General features: G+C 43.3%; 16 protein-coding genes. 12 read left to right on the top strand and 4 right to left on the bottom strand.

The window, feature by feature from the left end; translation table 11 throughout:
- The 11 genes from ABDD95_RS16140 (at nt 1) to ABDD95_RS16090 (ending at nt 12,424) form a co-directional block, all read left to right on the top strand.
- On the top strand, nt 1–1,242 hold the full coding sequence (locus ABDD95_RS16140; RefSeq protein ID WP_345948371.1) for a glycosyltransferase family 4 protein: 1,242 nt from the start codon (nt 1–3) through the stop codon (nt 1,240–1,242).
- A 42-nt stretch (nt 1,243–1,284) separates the two neighbouring features.
- A complete protein-coding gene (locus tag ABDD95_RS16135; protein WP_345948370.1) occupies nt 1,285–2,658 on the top strand; it encodes a hypothetical protein in 1,374 nt (457 codons plus the stop codon).
- Nucleotides 2,659–2,718: 60 nt separating this feature from the next.
- On the top strand, nt 2,719–3,834 hold the full coding sequence (locus tag ABDD95_RS16130; RefSeq protein WP_352432913.1) for a glycosyltransferase: 1,116 nt from the start codon (nt 2,719–2,721) through the stop codon (nt 3,832–3,834).
- 21 nt (nt 3,835–3,855) lie between these two features.
- Complete coding sequence (locus ABDD95_RS16125) at nt 3,856–4,992, top strand: glycosyltransferase (RefSeq protein WP_345948368.1); 1,137 nt, start codon at nt 3,856–3,858, stop codon at nt 4,990–4,992.
- Between the two features lie 57 nt (nt 4,993–5,049).
- On the top strand, nt 5,050–5,838 hold the full coding sequence (locus tag ABDD95_RS16120; RefSeq protein WP_345948367.1) for a glycosyltransferase family 2 protein: 789 nt from the start codon (nt 5,050–5,052) through the stop codon (nt 5,836–5,838).
- Nucleotides 5,838–6,407, top strand: coding sequence for a WcaF family extracellular polysaccharide biosynthesis acetyltransferase (locus ABDD95_RS16115; RefSeq protein ID WP_345948366.1), 570 nt, complete (start codon nt 5,838–5,840; stop codon nt 6,405–6,407). Before ABDD95_RS16120 ends, ABDD95_RS16115 begins: the two co-directional genes overlap by 1 nt.
- Before the next feature lie 156 nt (nt 6,408–6,563).
- A complete protein-coding gene (locus ABDD95_RS16110; RefSeq protein ID WP_345948365.1) occupies nt 6,564–7,856 on the top strand; it encodes a WcaI family glycosyltransferase in 1,293 nt (430 codons plus the stop codon).
- Between the two features lie 31 nt (nt 7,857–7,887).
- Nucleotides 7,888–9,000 carry a GDP-mannose 4,6-dehydratase gene (gmd, locus tag ABDD95_RS16105; protein WP_345948364.1) on the top strand — a complete coding sequence of 371 codons (1,113 nt, stop codon included), beginning with the start codon at nt 7,888–7,890 and terminating at the stop codon, nt 8,998–9,000.
- An 8-nt stretch (nt 9,001–9,008) separates the two neighbouring features.
- Nucleotides 9,009–9,947 (top strand): GDP-L-fucose synthase, encoded by a 939-nt coding sequence (locus ABDD95_RS16100; RefSeq protein ID WP_345948363.1) that lies wholly within the window; start codon nt 9,009–9,011, stop codon nt 9,945–9,947.
- Nucleotides 9,948–9,972: 25 nt separating this feature from the next.
- Nucleotides 9,973–11,289, top strand: coding sequence for a UDP-glucose/GDP-mannose dehydrogenase family protein (locus ABDD95_RS16095; RefSeq protein WP_345948362.1), 1,317 nt, complete (start codon nt 9,973–9,975; stop codon nt 11,287–11,289).
- Between the two features lie 154 nt (nt 11,290–11,443).
- The gene (locus ABDD95_RS16090; protein WP_345952085.1) at nt 11,444–12,424 is read left to right on the top strand and encodes a UDP-glucuronic acid decarboxylase family protein; all 981 of its coding nucleotides are present in this window, start codon (nt 11,444–11,446) and stop codon (nt 12,422–12,424) included.
- A gap of 42 nt (nt 12,425–12,466) precedes the next feature.
- Here the strand turns inward: ABDD95_RS16090 and ABDD95_RS16085 are convergent, their stop codons facing one another.
- From ABDD95_RS16085 to ABDD95_RS16075, 3 genes are all read right to left on the bottom strand, one after another.
- Nucleotides 12,467–13,336 (bottom strand): class I SAM-dependent methyltransferase, encoded by an 870-nt coding sequence (locus tag ABDD95_RS16085; RefSeq protein WP_345948361.1) that lies wholly within the window; start codon nt 13,334–13,336, stop codon nt 12,467–12,469.
- A 230-nt stretch (nt 13,337–13,566) separates the two neighbouring features.
- On the bottom strand, nt 13,567–14,757 hold the full coding sequence (gene gldN, locus ABDD95_RS16080; RefSeq protein WP_345948360.1) for a gliding motility protein GldN: 1,191 nt from the start codon (nt 14,755–14,757) through the stop codon (nt 13,567–13,569).
- A gap of 56 nt (nt 14,758–14,813) precedes the next feature.
- Nucleotides 14,814–16,190: an SUMF1/EgtB/PvdO family nonheme iron enzyme gene (locus ABDD95_RS16075; RefSeq protein WP_345948359.1), complete on the bottom strand. Its 1,377-nt coding sequence runs from the start codon at nt 16,188–16,190 to the stop codon at nt 14,814–14,816.
- 525 nt (nt 16,191–16,715) lie between these two features.
- Between ABDD95_RS16075 and rfbD the strand changes: the two genes are divergently transcribed.
- Nucleotides 16,716–17,576: a dTDP-4-dehydrorhamnose reductase gene (rfbD, locus tag ABDD95_RS16070; protein WP_345948358.1), complete on the top strand. Its 861-nt coding sequence runs from the start codon at nt 16,716–16,718 to the stop codon at nt 17,574–17,576.
- Here the strand turns inward: rfbD and miaA are convergent.
- A complete protein-coding gene (gene miaA / locus ABDD95_RS16065) occupies nt 17,554–18,474 on the bottom strand; it encodes a tRNA (adenosine(37)-N6)-dimethylallyltransferase MiaA (protein WP_345948357.1) in 921 nt (306 codons plus the stop codon). The genes rfbD and miaA overlap by 23 nt on opposite strands.
- Between the last annotated feature and the right edge of the window lie 196 nt (nt 18,475–18,670).

The following is an 18,670-nucleotide window of genomic DNA, read 5'->3' as shown; positions in this document are numbered from 1 at the left end:
ATGAAGATAATTTTATCCCATCCCACCGGAAATGCCAACGTGAGAGCTGTTGCGCAAGGCTTGAATGAAGCTGAGATGCTGTCGGGCTTTTATACGGCTATAGCTTCTTTTCCTGGAGACTGGCTCGACCGCGTAAGTGGTATAGGTGCTTTGGCTGAAATTAAACGCAGGCAGTTTCATCCGGCTTTGCAGGCGCATACCAAGTTTTATCCTTGGTTTGAGACCGGCAGGTTACTGGCTTCTAAATTACACTTAAGTAAATTGACCAGGCACGAGCAAGGTATGTTTTCTGTTGATGCTGTTTACCGGCAGCATGATAAATGGGTAGCCAGAAATTTAAAATCACAGGCTGGTAACACAGCCTACACTGCGGTATATGCCTATGAGGATGGGGCTCGGTATTCATTTAATGAAGCAAAGCGGCTTAATATTCCCTGTTATTATGATTTGCCTATAGGCTACTGGCGTACAGCAAGGCGTTTGCTAAAACAAGAGATTGAAAAATGGCCCGAATGGGCTTCGACCTTAACCGGCTTCAAAGATTCGGATACTAAACTCGGTTATAAAGACGAAGAGCTACAATTGGCCGATCATATATTTGTGGCAAGTAGCTTTACTGCAAAAACACTGGCCGATTTTAATGGGAGGCTGGCACCCGTTACGGTAATTCCTTATGGCTTTCCGGCAGTTGAGCCGCGGAGTGATTATAACAGTAATGGAAAATTACGGGTGCTGTTTGTTGGAGGACTATCGCAACGTAAAGGTATCGCCAATCTTTTTGCCGCGGCAGGTGAGTTAGCCGATTTTGTGGACCTAACCGTGGTGGGGCGTAAAGCAAGTAATGATTGTGCAGCGTTAGACAATGCATTAAACAAACATAAATGGATACCCAGCCTGCCCCATGCAAATATTTTAAAATTGATGCGTACACAGGATGTACTGGTGTTTCCATCACTGTTTGAAGGCTTTGGGTTAGTTATTACGGAGGCCATGTCTCAGGGATTAACGGTAATCACCACAGACAGAACCGCAGGGCCGGATCTCATAACTAATGGCGAGAACGGACTGCTTATTGAAGCCGGTTCGACACAGGCTATAACCCAGGCGCTGGAAAACTTGATTAATGACAGACAGAGGATTCGTTTAATGGGCCGTGCAGCTCAGGAAACTGCAAGTAAGCGCACTTGGCATGTATACGGGCAGGAACTGGCCCGCGCCATTGCGGCGTTAAACCGTAAATGAACGTAGTGTTAATTATCGTTACATTTACTTAAATGATATGGAATGGCTGAAGAAATAAAGTATATAGGTAAACCAGCTGTAGCGCGGCAAGTAAGGCAAAATGCAGCTAAAAAGAACGATCCTTACAGATCGTTAAAGATTGCGCTATGGAGTTATTTCCTGTTACTTATTTTTGAAGGTGCATTGCGTAAATGGGTTTTACCCTTTTTAGCAACACCGCTTTTGCTGGTACGCGATCCTATTGTAATTTGGGCAATGTACAAAGCAAATAAATTAGGCATCTTACCTAAATCTAACTACATCAGCACGTCTGTTGTAATTGGTGTGATCAGTATTTTTACGGCGGTGCTGTTTGGGCACGGAAACATACTTGTCGCCTTATTTGGAGCCAGGACTTTTTTGTTCTATCTGCCTTTTATTTTCCTGATAGGAAGGGTTTTTAACAAGAACGACGTTATAGAAATCGGCAGAGCAACCTTATGGATAGCTCTGCCCATGACTGTGCTTGTAACTGCCCAGTTCTACAGTCCGCAGTCGGCCTGGGTTAACCGCGCAGTTGGCGGTGATGAAGGCGGAGGCTTCTCCGGTGCGATGGGGTATTTCCGCCCGCCGGGCACTTTTTCGTTCACTAATGGCGTGTCGTTATTTTATACTTTTTTAAGTTGCTATGTATTTTATTTCTGGCTCAATCAAAAACTTATAAACCGCATTGTATTGTTGGCAGCCACGTTTTGCCTCGTTGCATCCATCCCGCTTTCTATAAGCCGGGCGTTGCTTTTTTCCATTTGTGTGGTAGCATTGTTTGTTGTACTGGCCTCGGCCCGTAAGCCAAAGTATATCGGGAAAGTGATAGCGGCCAGTGTAGGTTTATTTCTGCTTTTGATGATATTGAGCAAGCTGAGCTTTTTCCAAACGGCTACTGAGGCATTTACCCATCGTTTTGAATCGGCCGGTAATAGCGAAGGCGGATTGGAGGGTACGCTGGTTGACCGTTATTTAGGAGATATCATTACGCCCCTTTCTTCGGCGTTAGACGCCCCGATTTTCGGCTTCGGTATAGGCTTGCTAACCAACGTAGGTAGTAAGCTAACAACGGGTATTATTACCTCGGGTATTGCAGAGGGCGAGGTAGGCAGGATGATTGCTGAAATGGGGCTTATACTGGGTATTATTGCACTCATTATTCGTACCAGTCTCAGTATAAAAACGTTCAAAATGGCTTATAGTAAACTGGCTACCGGAGAAGTGCTGCCCTGGACGTTGTTATCCGTGAGCTTATTATTGGGACCGCAGGGTAACTGGGCGCAGCCTACATCTTTAGGTTTTAGTGTGCTAACCATAGGGCTGGTTATAGCCGCAACTAATGAGCCAAGGAAGGTTGTAGCCAAAAAACCACAACCTGTAAGTACCGTCTGATATATTTATTTAATGCAAATAGTTCTCTTTACACATCCACCTTTTCTGGGTTCACAAAGCATGCCTCGTTTTGCTAAATTTTTGGCTGAAGGTATGCAGCAACGCGGTCACGAGGTAGAGGTTTGGACTCCTAAGGCTTTGTTTTACAAAGTGCCGGTACCAGCAAGCCTAAAAAAATGGCTGGGTTATATTGATCAATACCTGGTATTTCCTTCACAAACACGGGCACGTTTAAAAGCTTTACCGGCTAATACCTTATTTGTGTTTGCAGATCATGCCTTAGGCCCCTGGGTGCCTTTGGTGGCTCACCTGCCGCACGTAATTCACTGTCATGATTTTTTAGCTCAAAAGTCGGCGCTTGGACTCATACCCGAAAATCCAACAAGCAGTACGGGTAAAAAATATCAAAAGTTTATAGGGAATGGGTACAAGCAAGGGAAAAATTTCATTTCTGTATCGAACAACACGCGGCAGGATTTGCACCAAATGTTAGGCTACATGCCACGGCATTCAAAAATGGTTTATAACGGCCTTACGCAAAACTTCAGCCCACAAAACAGGGACGAAGCAAGAAGTTTGATTGAGCGCGAAACCGGCATACAAACCCAGGCTGGCTACTTGTTGCACATAGGTGGAAATCAATGGTACAAAAACCGTGTTGGTGTCATTAAAATATATAATGCCTGGCGTAAAACTTATGATCAAACCTTGCCGCTGCTTATGGTGGGCGCTAAGGCTAATGCCGCATTACTGTCAGAATGGAGCAACTCACCATATCAAAAAGATATTCATCTACTCAGTGGCAGAACCGATGATTTTATAAAGTGGGCTTACAATGGCGCAAGTGTTTTTTTGTTTCCATCATTAGCCGAAGGATTTGGCTGGCCTATAGCCGAGGCAATGGCCTCCGGTTGCCCGGTAATTACAACCGACGAAGTGCCTATGACCGAGGTGGGCGGCAGCGCTGCATTTTATATACCACGCAAAAGGCTTGGCAATGTGGGCAATTTATGGGCTACGGAAGCTGCCGCGGTAGTTAATAAGGTAATCAATCTATCGCCCTCTGAGCTGGAACAGGTAATTAATAACGGTCTAAACAACGGCAGCAGGTTCAGTTCGGCTAAAGCACTTAACCAGATTGAAGAAATTTACAAGGAATTACTTAACAAGGCATAACTAAAGACTGCCTGTCATACTATGAAAATTTTACACATCGTACCTTCTTACAAACCCGCTTACGTGTATGGCGGCCCCATTGAGTCGGTTGCGCGTTTATGTGAAGGATTAGCTGCAGCCGGGAATACCGTACATGTGTATACAACAACAGCAAACGGGCCAACTGAGCTTGACATAGCGCCAGGCCAGACTATGAACGTTGATGGTGTGCAGGTAACGTATTTTAAGCGAATAACTAAAGATCCAACGCATGTATCGCCGGCACTTTGGCGTACACTGTACCAAACAGCCAAACAATACGATGTAATACATATTCATTCCTGGTGGAATATACTCGTTATGGTGGCCGTAAAAATTTGCTTAATGAAAAAGGCAAAAGTAATCGTTGCACCCAGGGGTATGCTGAGCAATTATATATTTACATCCGGCAGCAGTAAAGCCAAACAGCTTATGCACAAATTATTTGGCTATAGCTTGTTGAAAAAAACGCACTTTCATGCCACAGCCGATGCAGAATATCGGGAGTGCAGGGCACTTATACCTGGTTGGCAGGGTTTTGTGATGCCTAACATATTATCATTGCCGGGCACGGACATTGTACGCCAGAAAAATGAAGTGTTCACATTGTTATTTTTATCAAGAATACACCCTAAAAAAGGTCTTGAAATACTGTTTCAAGCCATTAGTCAATTTAACTTCAAGGTTAAGCTTAAGATTGCCGGCGACGGGGATGCAGATTATATTGCACAACTAAAAGCTTTGGCTACACAGTTAGATATAAGTCATAACGTAGAATGGCTGGGATGGAAATCGAGGGAGGAAAAGTTCACTGAACTTTTGCAGGCCGATTTATTTGTCTTAACCTCTTTCAATGAAAACTTTGCCAATGTAGTGGTGGAGGCATTGCACATGGGCACTCCTGTGCTTGTTTCTGAAGATGTAGCTTTAGCAGGCTTCGTTAAGAATAACGATGCCGGTTGGGTTTGCACCTTGACGGTTGATGACATAGCTGCAAAGCTGACAGAAGCTGAGAGTCAGATAGAAAAGCGGCAGCATATTCGCCGCAATGGCCGGGACATTATAAACGGTGTATTTTCAGAATCAAAGCTTATTGCGGGTTATATAAATGCTTATAAGCAAATTATATCAGGCAATTGACAATATCATTAAATAAAGAATTAATAAATAGGCTGCTTATATTTGAAAGCATAATACATGGAAAATACGAGTGCAGATATATTACAAGCTGTTATCTTAACAAAAAACGAGGAGCCTAATTTAAAACGAGTTTTAGATAAGCTAACCTGGATCGGTAAAATCATAATTGTTGATAGCTTTAGTACCGACGAAACAGTTAACATTGCCAATTCTTACCCAAATGTTACGCTTGTACAACGCCAGTTTGATACGCACGCTACACAGTGGAATTACGGCCTTTCATTAGCCAATGCCAAATGGATGTTAAGCCTCGATGCTGACTATGTACTTACTACCGCCTTTTGTGAAGAGATACTAACGTTCATAAAGCAGGATAACCGGTCGGCCTACTTATCGAATTTTACTTTTTTGGTATTTGGCAAGCCTTTGCGAAAGGATAATACAACACCCCGTCCTGTTCTGTTTAAAAAAGCCGACTGTATTTATTACGATGACGGCCATACGCAAAGGCTTAGAATAAATGGTGAAACTGGTGAGTTTGCAAACCCAATTTTGCATGACGACCGCAAATCATTAAGCCGCTGGTTAAGCAACCAGGACAGTTATTCGATAAAAGAATGCAATAAATTGTTAAATACTGCCAATGACAAGGTATCTTTTAGTTCCAAAATCCGTAAAAACAAAATATTGGCGCCGTTCATCGTGTTTTTCTATTCGCTTTTTGTGAAAGGATTAATATTAGACGGTTGGGCGGGCTGGCATTATACTTTACAACGCACAATGGTTGAAATGCTCCTGGCGTTGCGCTTAATTGAAGAAGAAAAGCTGAAAGATAAAAAGCTATAATGGAAATAGATGCACAACCTAATGTTTCCAAAGTAAGTTTAAAGGACTTTAACGCAAATAACTTTAACAGAGGTGCCGGCAAAGTTAAGGAAGTGTGCTGGTACATTATTAAGGTCGTTTTTTTCCTTTCACCGTTGCCTTTTCCAAGTAGCGTTAAGGCTTTTTTATTGAAAGCTTTCGGTGCAAGAGTTGGGAGCAGGGTGATTTTAAAACCTCGTATCAATATTCATTTTCCCTGGAAGCTGGATATCGGTAACGATGTGTGGATTGGTGAGGAAGCATACATTTTAAATTTTGAAAAGGTAATTATTGGTGATAACGTATGTATTTCGCAAAGAGCGTTTTTATGCGGCGGAAATCATAATTATAAAGACCCTTCTATGCCGTATCGTAATGGGCCTATTACGTTGTTAGACGGATGTTGGGTTGGTGCATGCTGCTTTGTTGGGCCTAATGTTGTGATTGGAATCGACGCTGTAATTACTGCATCAAGCGTAGTTACCAATAGCTTAGCAGATAACGGAGTTTACAGGGGAAACCCTGCTGCCTTTGTTAAATACAGGTGGTAGAATTAATATTTACATTTTACTATAAATTAATAATTTTGTATATTATAAATACGATGATTGTGTTATCTGTAAGAAATAGTCAGTATTTTTAACTTGTTTGCAAATATTTTATATATTTACAATTAATTTGTCTTAGCCGGAATCAAACTATCTTGAATGAAAAGGGAAAAAATCCTATTAATTAGCCATAACTTTTCTCCCGAGCCTACTGGTATAGGGAAGTATAACGGCGAAATGATAGAATGGTTGGCTAAAAACGGTTATGACTGTACGGTTATAACTACGTTTCCATATTACCCGCAATGGAAAGTACAGGCCCCTTACAGCAACAGGTGGTATAAAAAAGAAATCATAGATTATCCTGATAGTGATGCCAAGGTAACCGTTTATCGTTGTCCGTCTTATATTCCCACCCGTCCTACAGGAAAGCGCCGAATGGTTCAAGATATATCATTCTGGTTTTTTAAATCTTGGGTAATTTTTAAGTTGCTGTTATCATCAAAAAAGTTTGATTTGATAATAACTGTTGCTCCGCCTTTTCATTTGGCTTACCTGGGGTTAATGGTGAAAAATTATAGCGGCGGAAAGCTACTTTACCATATACAAGATATGCAGATTGAGGCTGCTCAAGACCTTGGAATGCTATCCAGCAATAAGTTATTAGATAAGTTATATGAAATTGAGTATAACTTACTGTCAAAGGTCGATTACATAAGTACTATATCTGAAGGTATGGTTGATAAAGTAAGAGCGAAGGTTGACAAAGATGTTTTACTTTTTCCTAACTGGGCCGATACTTCGTACTTTTTTCCGATATCTGAAAAAGACAAAATAAAACTCAAGTGGGGCTATCAGCCTAATGATCTCATCGTACTTTATTCAGGAGCTATAGGCGAAAAGCAAGGACTTGAGAACGTAATATTTGCAGCCGAAATACTAAAGCAGGAAACCCAGGTAAAATTCATAATTTGCGGATCAGGCCCTTACAAAGAACGGTTGATAGAAATAGCCAGGGAGAAAGGCTTAAGTAATATTAATTTTGTCCCTGTGCAGGGTAAAGAAAGTTTCAATGAGTTTTTGAATCTGGCTGATGTTCATTTGGTTTTGCAAAAAGCAAATGCAAGTGATTTAGTAATGCCATCCAAACTCACTACTATATTAGCCGTTGGTGGTACATGTATTGTAACTTGCCTTGCCGGAAGCTCTTTATACAACATTGTGAATAAATATGACTTAGGTTATATTATTGAGCCTGAGAATTTCGAAATTTTAGCTGATAAAGTTTTGCAATTAAGATATAATAAGGAAGAGACGATTAGAAAGTGCAATAATGCCCGGCAGTACGCGCTTAAGTATCTCAATATTGATAATGTAATGGGTATTCTAATTGATCAGGTGGTGAATAAATCTCCTGTTTTTGAATTGGATTTACCTAGTAAAAATAATTAAAATATAACATAACTTCACTCAGATTATACGCATGAAGAAAGCACTACTAACAGGGATAACAGGTCAGGATGGGGCCTATTTAACAGAGTTACTACTGGAAAAAGGCTATGAGGTACATGGCATCAAACGCCGTTCATCGTTGTTCAACACCGATAGGATAGACCACCTTTACCAGGATCCGCATGAACCACATCCCAGCCTGGTTTTGCACTACGGCGATTTGTCTGACTCCACCAACCTGATCCGAATCATTCAGCAGGTACAGCCCGATGAGATCTATAACCTGGGTGCGATGAGCCATGTTAAGGTAAGCTTTGATACGCCCGAGTATACAGCCAATGCCGATGGTATCGGCACCCTACGTTTGCTGGAGGCTATCCGTATTTTAGGATTAGAGAAAAAGACCCGCATCTACCAGGCCTCCACCTCCGAGCTTTACGGTTTGGTACAAGCCGTTCCGCAAAGTGAGACGACGCCTTTCTATCCCAGAAGCCCTTATGCCGTAGCCAAGCTGTATGCTTACTGGATTACGGTCAACTACCGGGAAGCCTACGGCATTTATGCCTGTAACGGCATCCTGTTCAACCATGAGAGTCCGCTCAGGGGTGAGACCTTTGTAACGCGTAAGATCACCCGTGCGGTAGCCAAGATAGCCATGGATTTGCAAGACAAGCTTTACCTGGGTAACCTGGATGCGCAGCGCGACTGGGGACATGCCAAAGACTATGTGGAGGCGATGTACCTGATCCTGCAGCAGGAAACACCTGAAGACTTTGTTATTGCCACCGGTGTAACCACTTATGTACGCGACTTTGTGCGCATGGCTTTTGCTGAAGTGGGTATCGAGGTTGAATTCAAAGGCGAAGGGGTAGAGGAAAAAGGTTACGTGGTAAGCTGCTCAAAACCGGAGTTTCAGGTTGCAGCAGGTACCGAAGTGGTAGCTGTAGATCCTAAGTATTTCCGTCCTACGGAGGTAGAATTACTGATTGGTGATCCAACTAAATCAATGACCAAGCTGGGCTGGAAACCGAAGTATGACCTGCAAGGTTTGGTGGCCGAGATGGTGGCTATGGACGTAGATCTGTTCCAACGTGAAAAACTGCTGAAAGACTCAGGTTACCAAATCAAAAATCAATTCGAATAGGCTTCGTGATGGAAAAAGGAGCGAAGATATATATAGCCGGTCACCGCGGAATGGTGGGGTCGGCTATAAAGCGCAAGTTGGAGCAGGAAGGGTTTACAAATTTTGTAACGCGCGGTTCATCAGAGCTTGATTTACGCAATCAGCAAGCGGTAGCGGTATTTTTTGAACAGGAAAAGCCTGACTATGTGTTTTTGGCAGCCGCTAAGGTGGGTGGTATTGTAGCTAATAACACGTACCGGGCTGAGTTTTTGTACGATAATTTACAGATACAGAATAATATCATTCAATCGGCTCACCTCAACGGCGTAAAAAAGCTGATGTTCCTGGGATCCAGTTGTATCTATCCTAAAATGGCGCCACAGCCCTTAAGAGAAGATTACCTTCTTACCGGTCCGTTAGAAGACACCAATGAGCCTTATGCTATAGCTAAGATAGCCGGTATAAAAATGTGTGATGCTTACCGTGCACAGTACGGCTGTAATTATATCTCGGTTATGCCAACCAATTTGTACGGTTATAACGATAATTACCATCCTCAGAATTCGCATGTCTTGCCAGCCATGATCCGCAGGTTTCATGAGGCAAAAGAGCAAGGTTTACCATCGGTTACAATTTGGGGAACCGGCTCGCCCAAACGCGAGTTTTTGTTTGCCGATGATTTAGCCGCAGCTTGTTATTACCTGATGGAGAATTACAACGAAGCTGGTTTAGTAAACGTCGGGACAGGTGAAGACCTGTCTATAAAAGAGCTGGCCGAGCTGGTTAAAGCAACCGTGGGTTATCCAGGAGAAATTGCTTTTGATACCTCGAAACCGGATGGTACCCCGCGTAAGTTAATGGATGTATCCAAATTGCACAGTAAGGGTTGGAAACATACAATAGACCTGCCAGAAGGTATCCGGCTAGCTTACCAAGACTTTTTAACAAAACATACAGTAACACAATAAAAATTTATAATTAGAACAATATTATATGAGAATAGCGGTAGTAGGGACAGGCTATGTGGGATTGGTAACGGGGACCTGTCTGGCAGAGACGGGCAATGAGGTGGTCTGTGTAGACATCAATGAAAAGAAGGTAGAGATGATGAAGGCAGGTCAGCTGCCCATCTATGAGCCAGGACTGGAGCTGTTGTTTCACCGCAACATCGCCCAGGGCCGGCTGTCGTTCACCTCCAACCTGGCCGAAGGGATCGGGGAAGCCAAGATCATCTTTCTGGCCCTGCCTACCCCTCCGGGCGGCGACGGCGCAGCCGACCTCAGTTACGTGCTGGGTGCAGCCGGCGACATCGCCAAACTGCTGACCGATTATAAAGTGATCGTGACCAAATCAACCGTACCGGTGGGCACGGCAGATAAGGTAACGGCCGTTATGCAGCAGCATGCAGCACCCGGGGTGGAATATGCCGTGGTGAGCAACCCTGAGTTCTTAAGAGAAGGGGTAGCTGTGGAAGACTTCATGAAGCCCGACCGCGTAGTGGTAGGCACCTCTGATGAACGTGCCCGCAAGCTCATGGGCGAGCTTTACGGCCCATACGTGCGCCAGGGTAACCCTATCATCTTTATGGATGAGCGGAGCTCAGAGCTTACCAAGTATGCGGCCAACTCGTTTCTGGCCACCAAGATCTCGTTTATGAACGAGATTGCCAATATGTGCGAGCTGGTAGGAGCAGATGTGGATATGGTGCGCAAAGGCATCGGGGCAGATGAACGCATCGGTAAACGCTTTTTGTTTGCCGGCATTGGCTACGGCGGCAGCTGCTTTCCTAAAGACGTACAGGCCCTGGCTAAATCGGCCCAGGAGAACCGCTACGACTTTAAGATCCTCAACTCGGTGATGGAAGTGAACGAGATCCAAAAGACGGTACTGACCGAAAAGGTAAAGAAATACTATAACGGCGAACTTGCCGGCAAGCATTTTGCCCTGTGGGGCCTGGCCTTTAAGCCCGAGACGGATGATATCCGCGAGGCACCGGCCCTGTACATTATCGATGCCCTGGTAGCAGCCGGCGCTACAGTGACCGCCTTTGACCCCGAGGGGATGAAGAACGTCGAGAACCTGATCGGTGATAAGATCAAGTATGCCGAAAACCAGTACGAAGCACTGGAGGGCGCCGATGCGCTGCTGATTGTGACCGAATGGTCACTGTTCCGCACGCCGGACTTTAACAAGGTAGAAAGCCTTTTGAAAGCCAAGGTGATCTTTGATGGACGTAACCTGTACGACCTGGACAAGATGATCGACTGCGGCTTTTACTATAACTCTATTGGACGCAAGGAAGTGAAGTAGTTGCGTTCGATGGTTTATAGTTGATAGTACATAGAGTGAGAAGAACTTCTCGTTTAAACGATATGCTACCCAATATTGATCATCAACCAACAAAAGCGATGAACCGTGGTCTATGAACCATGAAGTATAACCAATAACCACTATGAACCAAGACATAAAAGGCAAAAGAGTACTCATTACCGGAGCGGCAGGCTTTCTGGGCTCGCACCTGTGCGACCGCTTTATCAAAGAAGGGTGCCGGGTGATCGGTATGGACAACCTCATTACGGGCGACCTGAAGAACATTGAGCATTTGTTCAAACTCGAGCAGTTCGAGTTTTATAACCACGACGTATCCAAGTTTGTGCACATACCGGGGCATTTGGATTACATCCTGCACTTTGCCTCACCGGCAAGCCCGATCGATTATCTAAAGATCCCGATCCAGACGCTTAAGGTAGGCTCGCTGGGCACGCATAACCTTTTGGGACTGGCCCGTGCCAAAGGCGCCCGGATGCTGATCGCCTCCACCTCGGAGGTGTACGGCGACCCGAACGTAAACCCGCAGCCGGAGGAATACTGGGGCAACGTAAACCCGGTAGGACCAAGAGGCGTGTATGACGAGGCCAAGCGCTTCCAGGAAGCCATTACGATGGCCTACCATACCTTCCATGGGGTGGAGACCCGCATTGTACGGATCTTTAACACCTACGGACCAAGGATGCGCCTGAACGACGGGCGGGTGCTGCCGGCTTTCATTGGCCAGGCCTTAAGAGGCGAGCCGCTGACGATGTTCGGTGACGGAAGCCAGACCAGGGCGTTCTGCTATGTGGATGATCTGGTGGAGGGCATTTACAGGTTGCTTTTGAGCGATTACGTGCAGCCGATGAACATTGGTAACCCCGATGAGATCACTATCAGGGAATTTGGAGAGGAGATCATCAAGCTGACCGGTACCAACCAGCAGCTCATCTCCAAGCCGCTGCCAACGGATGATCCGAAGCAAAGAAGGCCGGATATCACCAAGGCCAAAGCCATACTGGGCTGGGAGCCCAAGGTGTCACGTCAGGAAGGACTGAAGATCACCTACGAGTACTTCAAATCACTCCCCCAGCATATCATCGAACACAAAGAGTTCGACGCTTTCAATAAATAAAAAAAGGCCCTGTTACAACAGGGCCTTTTTTTATTTATTGAATTAATTCTTTCGTGCAACGCACATTAAGGTTAAAGCGCTTTTATTTGTATTAGGGTTTCTGCCCGATAGGATGTTGCCCAACTTGTATTTAAATTCTACCGGTCCCGTTTTTCCTTCCAATACTTCTTTCCCCAATTCATGATTGTGTGGGTAAACATTAACTTGAAAGCCATGCGGCTCTAAAATGCTTTCAAACAGCTCCTTGGTTACGCCATGACCCGGTTTATGATGTGTTTCGCATGCTAATGCCCACTTCTGCTGTTCTGGCGACTTATGAAAGCTGTAACCAATTAAGCGATAGTAGAGCAAGCGTGCATTCCATAACAACAAGGCAGGACCTTTATAATCCCAGGCTGAGCGCTGAGGATCGTGGTCTGTTACCAATACGCCGCCAGGTTTAACTAATCTTGCCGCTTCTTTCAGTACAGAGTCAATATTCTCTGTATGGTGCAGGGTTGCGTTCAAGGTTACTATGTCAGCAATTCCTGTTTTAAACGGCAAGTTGTTAGCATCGGCTAAAACGGCTGTGTATCCCAAATCGTTTGCTAATTCTAACGACTTAGGCGCCACATCAATACCAATTAGATGCTTGGGTTTGCCCTGTATAGTAGCATGAATGTTGCCAGGTCCGCAGCCAATATCTATTACTGTTTTACCGGTCCAGTCGCCCGTTGCAGCCAACCACCTATTTTTAAATGTTTCGCTTCGGTGGCAATAAGTAAGGTACTCTTCAGCCCATTCAAAGTTGCCAAAATAGTAGGCATTCGCTTTTAAAGATTCAGATTGCCTCAGTATAGGAAACTCAATGTATTTTCCTTTGTCCTCAAATCTGGCACCTTCTTTCAAAAAGGATTGGATGTCATTACTCATAAATATGTAGTGTGTATTTTGCAAATTATGTCGATACAGCTGATCGGAAAGTGTATTTGAAGTATCGGAAAATCAGATAGTGGCGCCCTTAAAGATACCTAAATATTAATTTAATAGCAATACGTGGCAACTGATAAAAGGTTGCATTTTTGTTTATATTCGATGCTGCGCTTCGCAAAAAAAAAGCGTCTCAAATACATTTGAGACGCTTTTAAGTAATATCTATTTTGTTAAGACTTTTTGGTCTTAGCTGGCTTTTCAGCTGCTTTCTTGGCATTCTTTTCTGCAATTGCCGCTTGTTTTTCAGCCGCTTTTTGTGCTTTCTTTTCTGCCTCAGTAGGTGTTTTTTGTATTTTATAGCTCCAGGTATTGGCTTTAAAGCTTTGGATCTTACCTTCAACTAATTTAGCTGTCTCACCTGTGTTTACTTTATTTAAAGAGTCTAACCCTGCTCCACCTGGCAAGCCAGCGGTAGAAGCCAGTGTATTGGTATTTGCACGGTTTGTTGCTGAACCAGTTGCACGTACAATAGTGCTGGTATACTTTCTTTGAACAAAGATATCGTCCAGAGTGGTGTCATATAAGTTACGATCCGGATCTGAAAGGTCTTTTGTTGCAAAATAATCGCGGCACTGAGGGAAATACAGCCAGAAAGCGGGAGCTTCACCAACAGTAGCGCCACCCGCCTGTATAGACATTAACGGCGCGATACCGATAATGCGGGTAACCACCATTGAGCGTTTTTTATCAAAGTAAATATCTTCTTTAGTTCTGAATTTCGTTACACGGGCGGCATTGAAGTCGTTCAGTACCATCTTTGAGCCAATTTTGTTACCGTTAGCATCAAACTGATCAACCATAGCACTATCCTGTAACTTTGACAGGGCATTGTTTACATTTAAACGCCTTGCAAAAGTGCTATCGTTGTTAGTTGCACTGGGCTCGTAAGCAGTAAGCTTTCCTTTTTTAAGACCTTCTAACACAATATCAGCAAGTGTTGCTCCTGGGGTGTTAAAAAGAGAATTTTTAGGATCATTAATATCAATATCTCTCCAAACACGTTTGTAAAACTTAACGTCGCGCGAGTTGATGGCCGGATAGTTAAATGCTTTAGCATTGTTGAACATCTCATTTCTGTAGTAGCCGTCCATTGGCGGTAAAGAGTCGGTTGGTAATGAATCTTTTACTGCAGCTTGTACAGAGGCAGTGGTGTTCACTTGAGCCGTTGTGTTAGCGGCATTTTGTTCTGACAGGTTGGCTGAAGGGTATTGAGTAGCCGTGCTTGTTCTGGGTTTAGTTTTTACTGTACGGGATTTGGTGCTTTTTGCCTTTTTTCTTTGTGCAAAAGAAGGCTCGCTAACTAATACCGCACCTAAAAGGCACAGGGCAGCTATACTTATATTACGTGCTGAATTTTTCATTTTGGATCATTTTTATGTTGCAATGCAATGCTTGCAACGGCTACGTTTTTAATTAGTTAGTTTTTAGCTAATTTACGGGTCTTAGTTTGCTCAATAACAATATCAGGTGCCGGCATCACACATCTAAAGCCGATGTACGAGTGCGCTACGTTCTGTATTTCGTAACTGCGTGTGGATGGAGTTAATAAATTAGCATTGTCCTTCCATGAACCGCCTCTTACTACTTTCCTTCTCATTGCTTCTGCTTCAGTATCGGCAGCATCATAAAGTAAAACCGGATTTAAATCATGTACCAGTTCTTTGTAAGACGGACTAAATGCATCAAGTGTCCATTCAGATACGTTACCCATCATGTTGTACAAGCCAACTGAGTTAGGAGCATATGATTTTACGTGCATGGTTGTAGTGGCGCCATCCTGGCGGTAATCGCCTTCCTGCTGCTTAAAATTAACTGCAAGTGCATCAACTTTCTTTTTGGCTTTTTTATCTTTCAGGTTCACTGTTGAAAGCTTATCAAAGTCTTCAGGCTTCATATCTTTAGAAGCTGCGTACTCCCATTGGGCCTCAGTAGGCAGATTAAATTTTAAGTTAAATTGTTTAGCCAGGGCACGGTCTCCGGCACTTGCATAAACCATTTTGCTGCGCCAGTCGGTATAAGCACGGGCTTGTTTCCAGGTTACACCTACAACCGGATGCTCATTATAACCGCCGTTGGTATAGTAATTATTATCCATAATCTCCATTTGAGAGTTAGGGAAATCGGTAGACCATACTTTGGTATCAGGCACAACTGAAACGGTATCAGAAATGTAACTGGTTACACCTGACCGGGTAACGTTAAGGCGGGTGTAACGATATTTTACGGCATCTTTAATTAACGTTGGCCTGCCGTTTTCCATGGTATAAAGCTTGCCTAATAAAAAGCCTTTAATAACAGGATCATTGCTTTGCCAAAGGGGTTTGTTACCAACTTTTCCCCAGTCAATCCTTTTGGTAGTATCTCTAAAAACAGGTACATCAACTGCAGCTGCACCCTTACCTCTTTTAATAGCTTTAGGAGCTTTGCCTATTTTTTGGAAATATTTTTCATCTTTCAAGTAATCGGTAACGGCAACTGAATCTGCTGCCCAATCCACAAACATGCGATACTGTTTGTTGGTCACTTCGGTCTGATCCATAAAAAAGGCGCTTACAGTTACTGTTTTTGGCACTGTATCTACCGCCATTGCGGTATCAGTTACCAATTCGCGCTCAATTATAGTACCTGCGGGTACATACACCATACCATGCGGAGCCATTGGTGTTAGTGTTTGCACTGACACTTTTGATTTCGAAATGTTATCCATTCCTTCCAGACGCTTGTTGTTTTTACAAGCGGTAATAGCTAAAGCTGCTGAAAGAGTGATAGCAATCTGAGAAAACTTAATGTTCATTGATCTTGCAATTATTTTCAAAACGTAATCGGAATAAGGTTTCACCCTGTTGTTAGCTGATGAACCAAATACTGCCATAAGCAAAGTAAGTAGAACATAAAAGCCTTTAAAGTTACAACCAATTAAAGCTTATTTAACCAGTTAAGATTAATATTGTTTCTTGCAACTTAATGAAAAAACAACTTAATTCATTACAATAATAATAATAATTTGTATGACAATGATAAAATATAATAAAATAAGCGTTTTTATACGCAAACTAAGATAATAACTAATCATTAGTAAAAATATTGTTTTAAAGGGCAAAAATATATCCTTACAAAACAGGGTTATTAAGATGTTATAAAATTTTAACGGTCAAGCAAATATCATTTTCATCTTTTTACCGTCAATAATTTTCACAAAAAGAGCAACAACAATTAACCGTACTGTCATTGCTAATCAACAGTTTAGCTATTTAAAGAACTTAATAAATAACGGCTATAGGTAATTTGCTATATTAGTTGCGTTAATAATAATTGATGTATGAGTAAAATATTGGTATTCGGCGCTTCAGGCCAGTTAGGACATTGTATAAAAAAAGTAGCTGATGAGCAGCAAATTACCGAAATCGTTTTTCCGGGCGAGGACGAGGCCAATATTTTGAATGAAGCTGGCTTGGATGAGCTTTTTAACAAGTACCAACCACAGTACGCCATTAATTGCGCTGCCTACACCGCGGTTGATAAAGCCGAAAGTGATGTAGATACGGCTCGTAAGGTAAATAAAGATGGTGCTGCTAATTTAGCTAAGCTGTGTAAAAAGTATGCGGCTACCTTAGTGCATGTATCAACTGATTTTGTTTTTGATGGAAGCAGCCCCGATCCGCTTACCGAAGAGGATGCTGCTAATCCTGTTAGTGTTTATGGTTTAACAAAATTAGAAGGTGAGCAAGCTATTGCTGAGGTTTTACCAGCGCATTATACATTGCGCACCAGCTGGCTTTACTCAGAGTACGGCAATAACTTTGTGAAAACGATGCTGCGTTTGGGCGCCGAAAAGGATCAGCTCAGCATCATAGCCGACCAAGTGGGTACACCGACCTATGCGATTGATTTAGCCGGATGTATTTTACAAATCATTAGCAATGACAATAAGCAATACGGTATTTACCACTATAGTAATGAAGGGGTAACTTCGTGGTATGATTTTGCTATGGCTATTTTCGATATATCGGGCACAGATGTTAAAGTATCTCCAATACGCACTGCACAATACCCTACACCAGCCACCCGGCCAACTTACTCGGTAATGGACAAGGCTAAAGTAAAATCAACTTTTAATATAGAGATACCTTACTGGCGCCATAGTTTAGAAGAATGTATTAAGCGCTTAAACCAGCAATAATTTTATCAATATATTCAATCATAGCAGAGACATCGTTTGGTTTAAACCATTGGATGTCTTTGTCTTTTCTGAACCAGGTTAATTGGCGTTTGGCAAAGCGGCGGGTGTTTTGCTTAATAAGCGCAATGGCTTCAGGTAAATCAGTTTTACCGTCCAGGTAATCGAAAATTTCAGAATAGCCTACTGTGTTCAGTGCGTTGAGATGGCGGTAGGGGAGCAGTTGCTGCACTTCGGCCACCAGTCCATCAACAATCATATCATCCACCCGTTTATTAATGCGGTTATATAATTCCTCGCGCGGCATATCCAGGCCAACTTTGATACTGGTAAAAGGCCGCTGCTTGTAGCTGCCTTTGCGGTATGATGAATAAAGCGTGCCTGTGCTCTCGAATACCTCCAGTGCGCGTATTAGCCGTTGGGGATTATTCAGATCAACCTGCTGATAGTAAACTGGATCAACCGTCTGAAGCTTTTCTTGCAGTACGGCAATGCCTTGTTCGGCATACTGAAGGTTAAGCTTTTCACGGATGGATGGATCAATGTCGGGCAGTTCGTCAAACCCTTCGGTAATGGCTTTAATATACAGCCCCGAGCCGCCTGCCATAATTACAACAGAATGCTTTTGAAACAGCTCATTTAATGCCGACAAACCATCACGCTCAAAATTTCCAACGCTGAATGGTTCGTTTACGCTGTGCGAATTTACAAAATGATGTTTAGCTGCAGCCAGTTCTTCGGGTGTGGGCTTAGCCGTGCCAATGCTCATTTGGCGGTAAAATTGGCGCGAGTCGGCTGATAGGATTTCGGTTTGGTAATAACGTGCAAGCGCTATGGCAGCAGCAGTTTTACCAACGGCCGTTGGGCCGGCTATACTAATGAGGTAGGGGCTGCTGGTCATAAAATGTGAAGCTTTATTAATTGTTGCAAAAGTAAGGATTTCATGAGTAGCGTCGCACAAAACAGCTGTTTATAAGCTTGATGCTGTTTTGAGCACTTTTTTAGGTCATATCACATTTATGTAATTATGAGAAACTAAGCAATCTCTGCGGCAGGTGGTAGCTTTTATAAACAAGCGAAGGCAACGCTTAAATTTT

This window comes from Mucilaginibacter sp. PAMB04274 (assembly GCF_039634385.2).
Classification (GTDB): Bacteria; Bacteroidota; Bacteroidia; order Sphingobacteriales; family Sphingobacteriaceae; genus Mucilaginibacter.
Note: the sequence above shows the minus strand (reverse complement) of the source record. Positions and strands in the feature narration are given on the sequence as shown.

Bases quoted from the DNA above. Each gene is read 5' to 3' on its own strand.
- ABDD95_RS16140 (WP_345948371.1), top strand. From the start codon at position 1: ATGAAGATAATTTTATCCCATCCCACCGGAAATGCCAACGTGAGAGCT.
- ABDD95_RS16135 (WP_345948370.1), top strand. From the start codon at position 1,285: ATGGCTGAAGAAATAAAGTATATAGGTAAACCAGCTGTAGCGCGGCAA.
- ABDD95_RS16130 (WP_352432913.1), top strand. From the start codon at position 2,719: ATGCCTCGTTTTGCTAAATTTTTGGCTGAAGGTATGCAGCAACGCGGT.
- ABDD95_RS16125 (WP_345948368.1), top strand. From the start codon at position 3,856: ATGAAAATTTTACACATCGTACCTTCTTACAAACCCGCTTACGTGTAT.
- ABDD95_RS16120 (WP_345948367.1), top strand. From the start codon at position 5,050: ATGGAAAATACGAGTGCAGATATATTACAAGCTGTTATCTTAACAAAA.
- ABDD95_RS16115 (WP_345948366.1), top strand. From the start codon at position 5,838: ATGGAAATAGATGCACAACCTAATGTTTCCAAAGTAAGTTTAAAGGAC.
- ABDD95_RS16110 (WP_345948365.1), top strand. From the start codon at position 6,564: ATGAAAAGGGAAAAAATCCTATTAATTAGCCATAACTTTTCTCCCGAG.
- gmd (WP_345948364.1), top strand. From the start codon at position 7,888: ATGAAGAAAGCACTACTAACAGGGATAACAGGTCAGGATGGGGCCTAT.
- ABDD95_RS16100 (WP_345948363.1), top strand. From the start codon at position 9,009: ATGGAAAAAGGAGCGAAGATATATATAGCCGGTCACCGCGGAATGGTG.
- ABDD95_RS16095 (WP_345948362.1), top strand. From the start codon at position 9,973: ATGAGAATAGCGGTAGTAGGGACAGGCTATGTGGGATTGGTAACGGGG.
- ABDD95_RS16085 (WP_345948361.1), bottom strand. From the start codon at position 13,336: ATGAGTAATGACATCCAATCCTTTTTGAAAGAAGGTGCCAGATTTGAG.
- gldN (WP_345948360.1), bottom strand. From the start codon at position 14,757: ATGAAAAATTCAGCACGTAATATAAGTATAGCTGCCCTGTGCCTTTTA.
- ABDD95_RS16075 (WP_345948359.1), bottom strand. From the start codon at position 16,190: ATGAACATTAAGTTTTCTCAGATTGCTATCACTCTTTCAGCAGCTTTA.
- rfbD (WP_345948358.1), top strand. From the start codon at position 16,716: ATGAGTAAAATATTGGTATTCGGCGCTTCAGGCCAGTTAGGACATTGT.
- miaA (WP_345948357.1), bottom strand. From the start codon at position 18,474: ATGACCAGCAGCCCCTACCTCATTAGTATAGCCGGCCCAACGGCCGTT.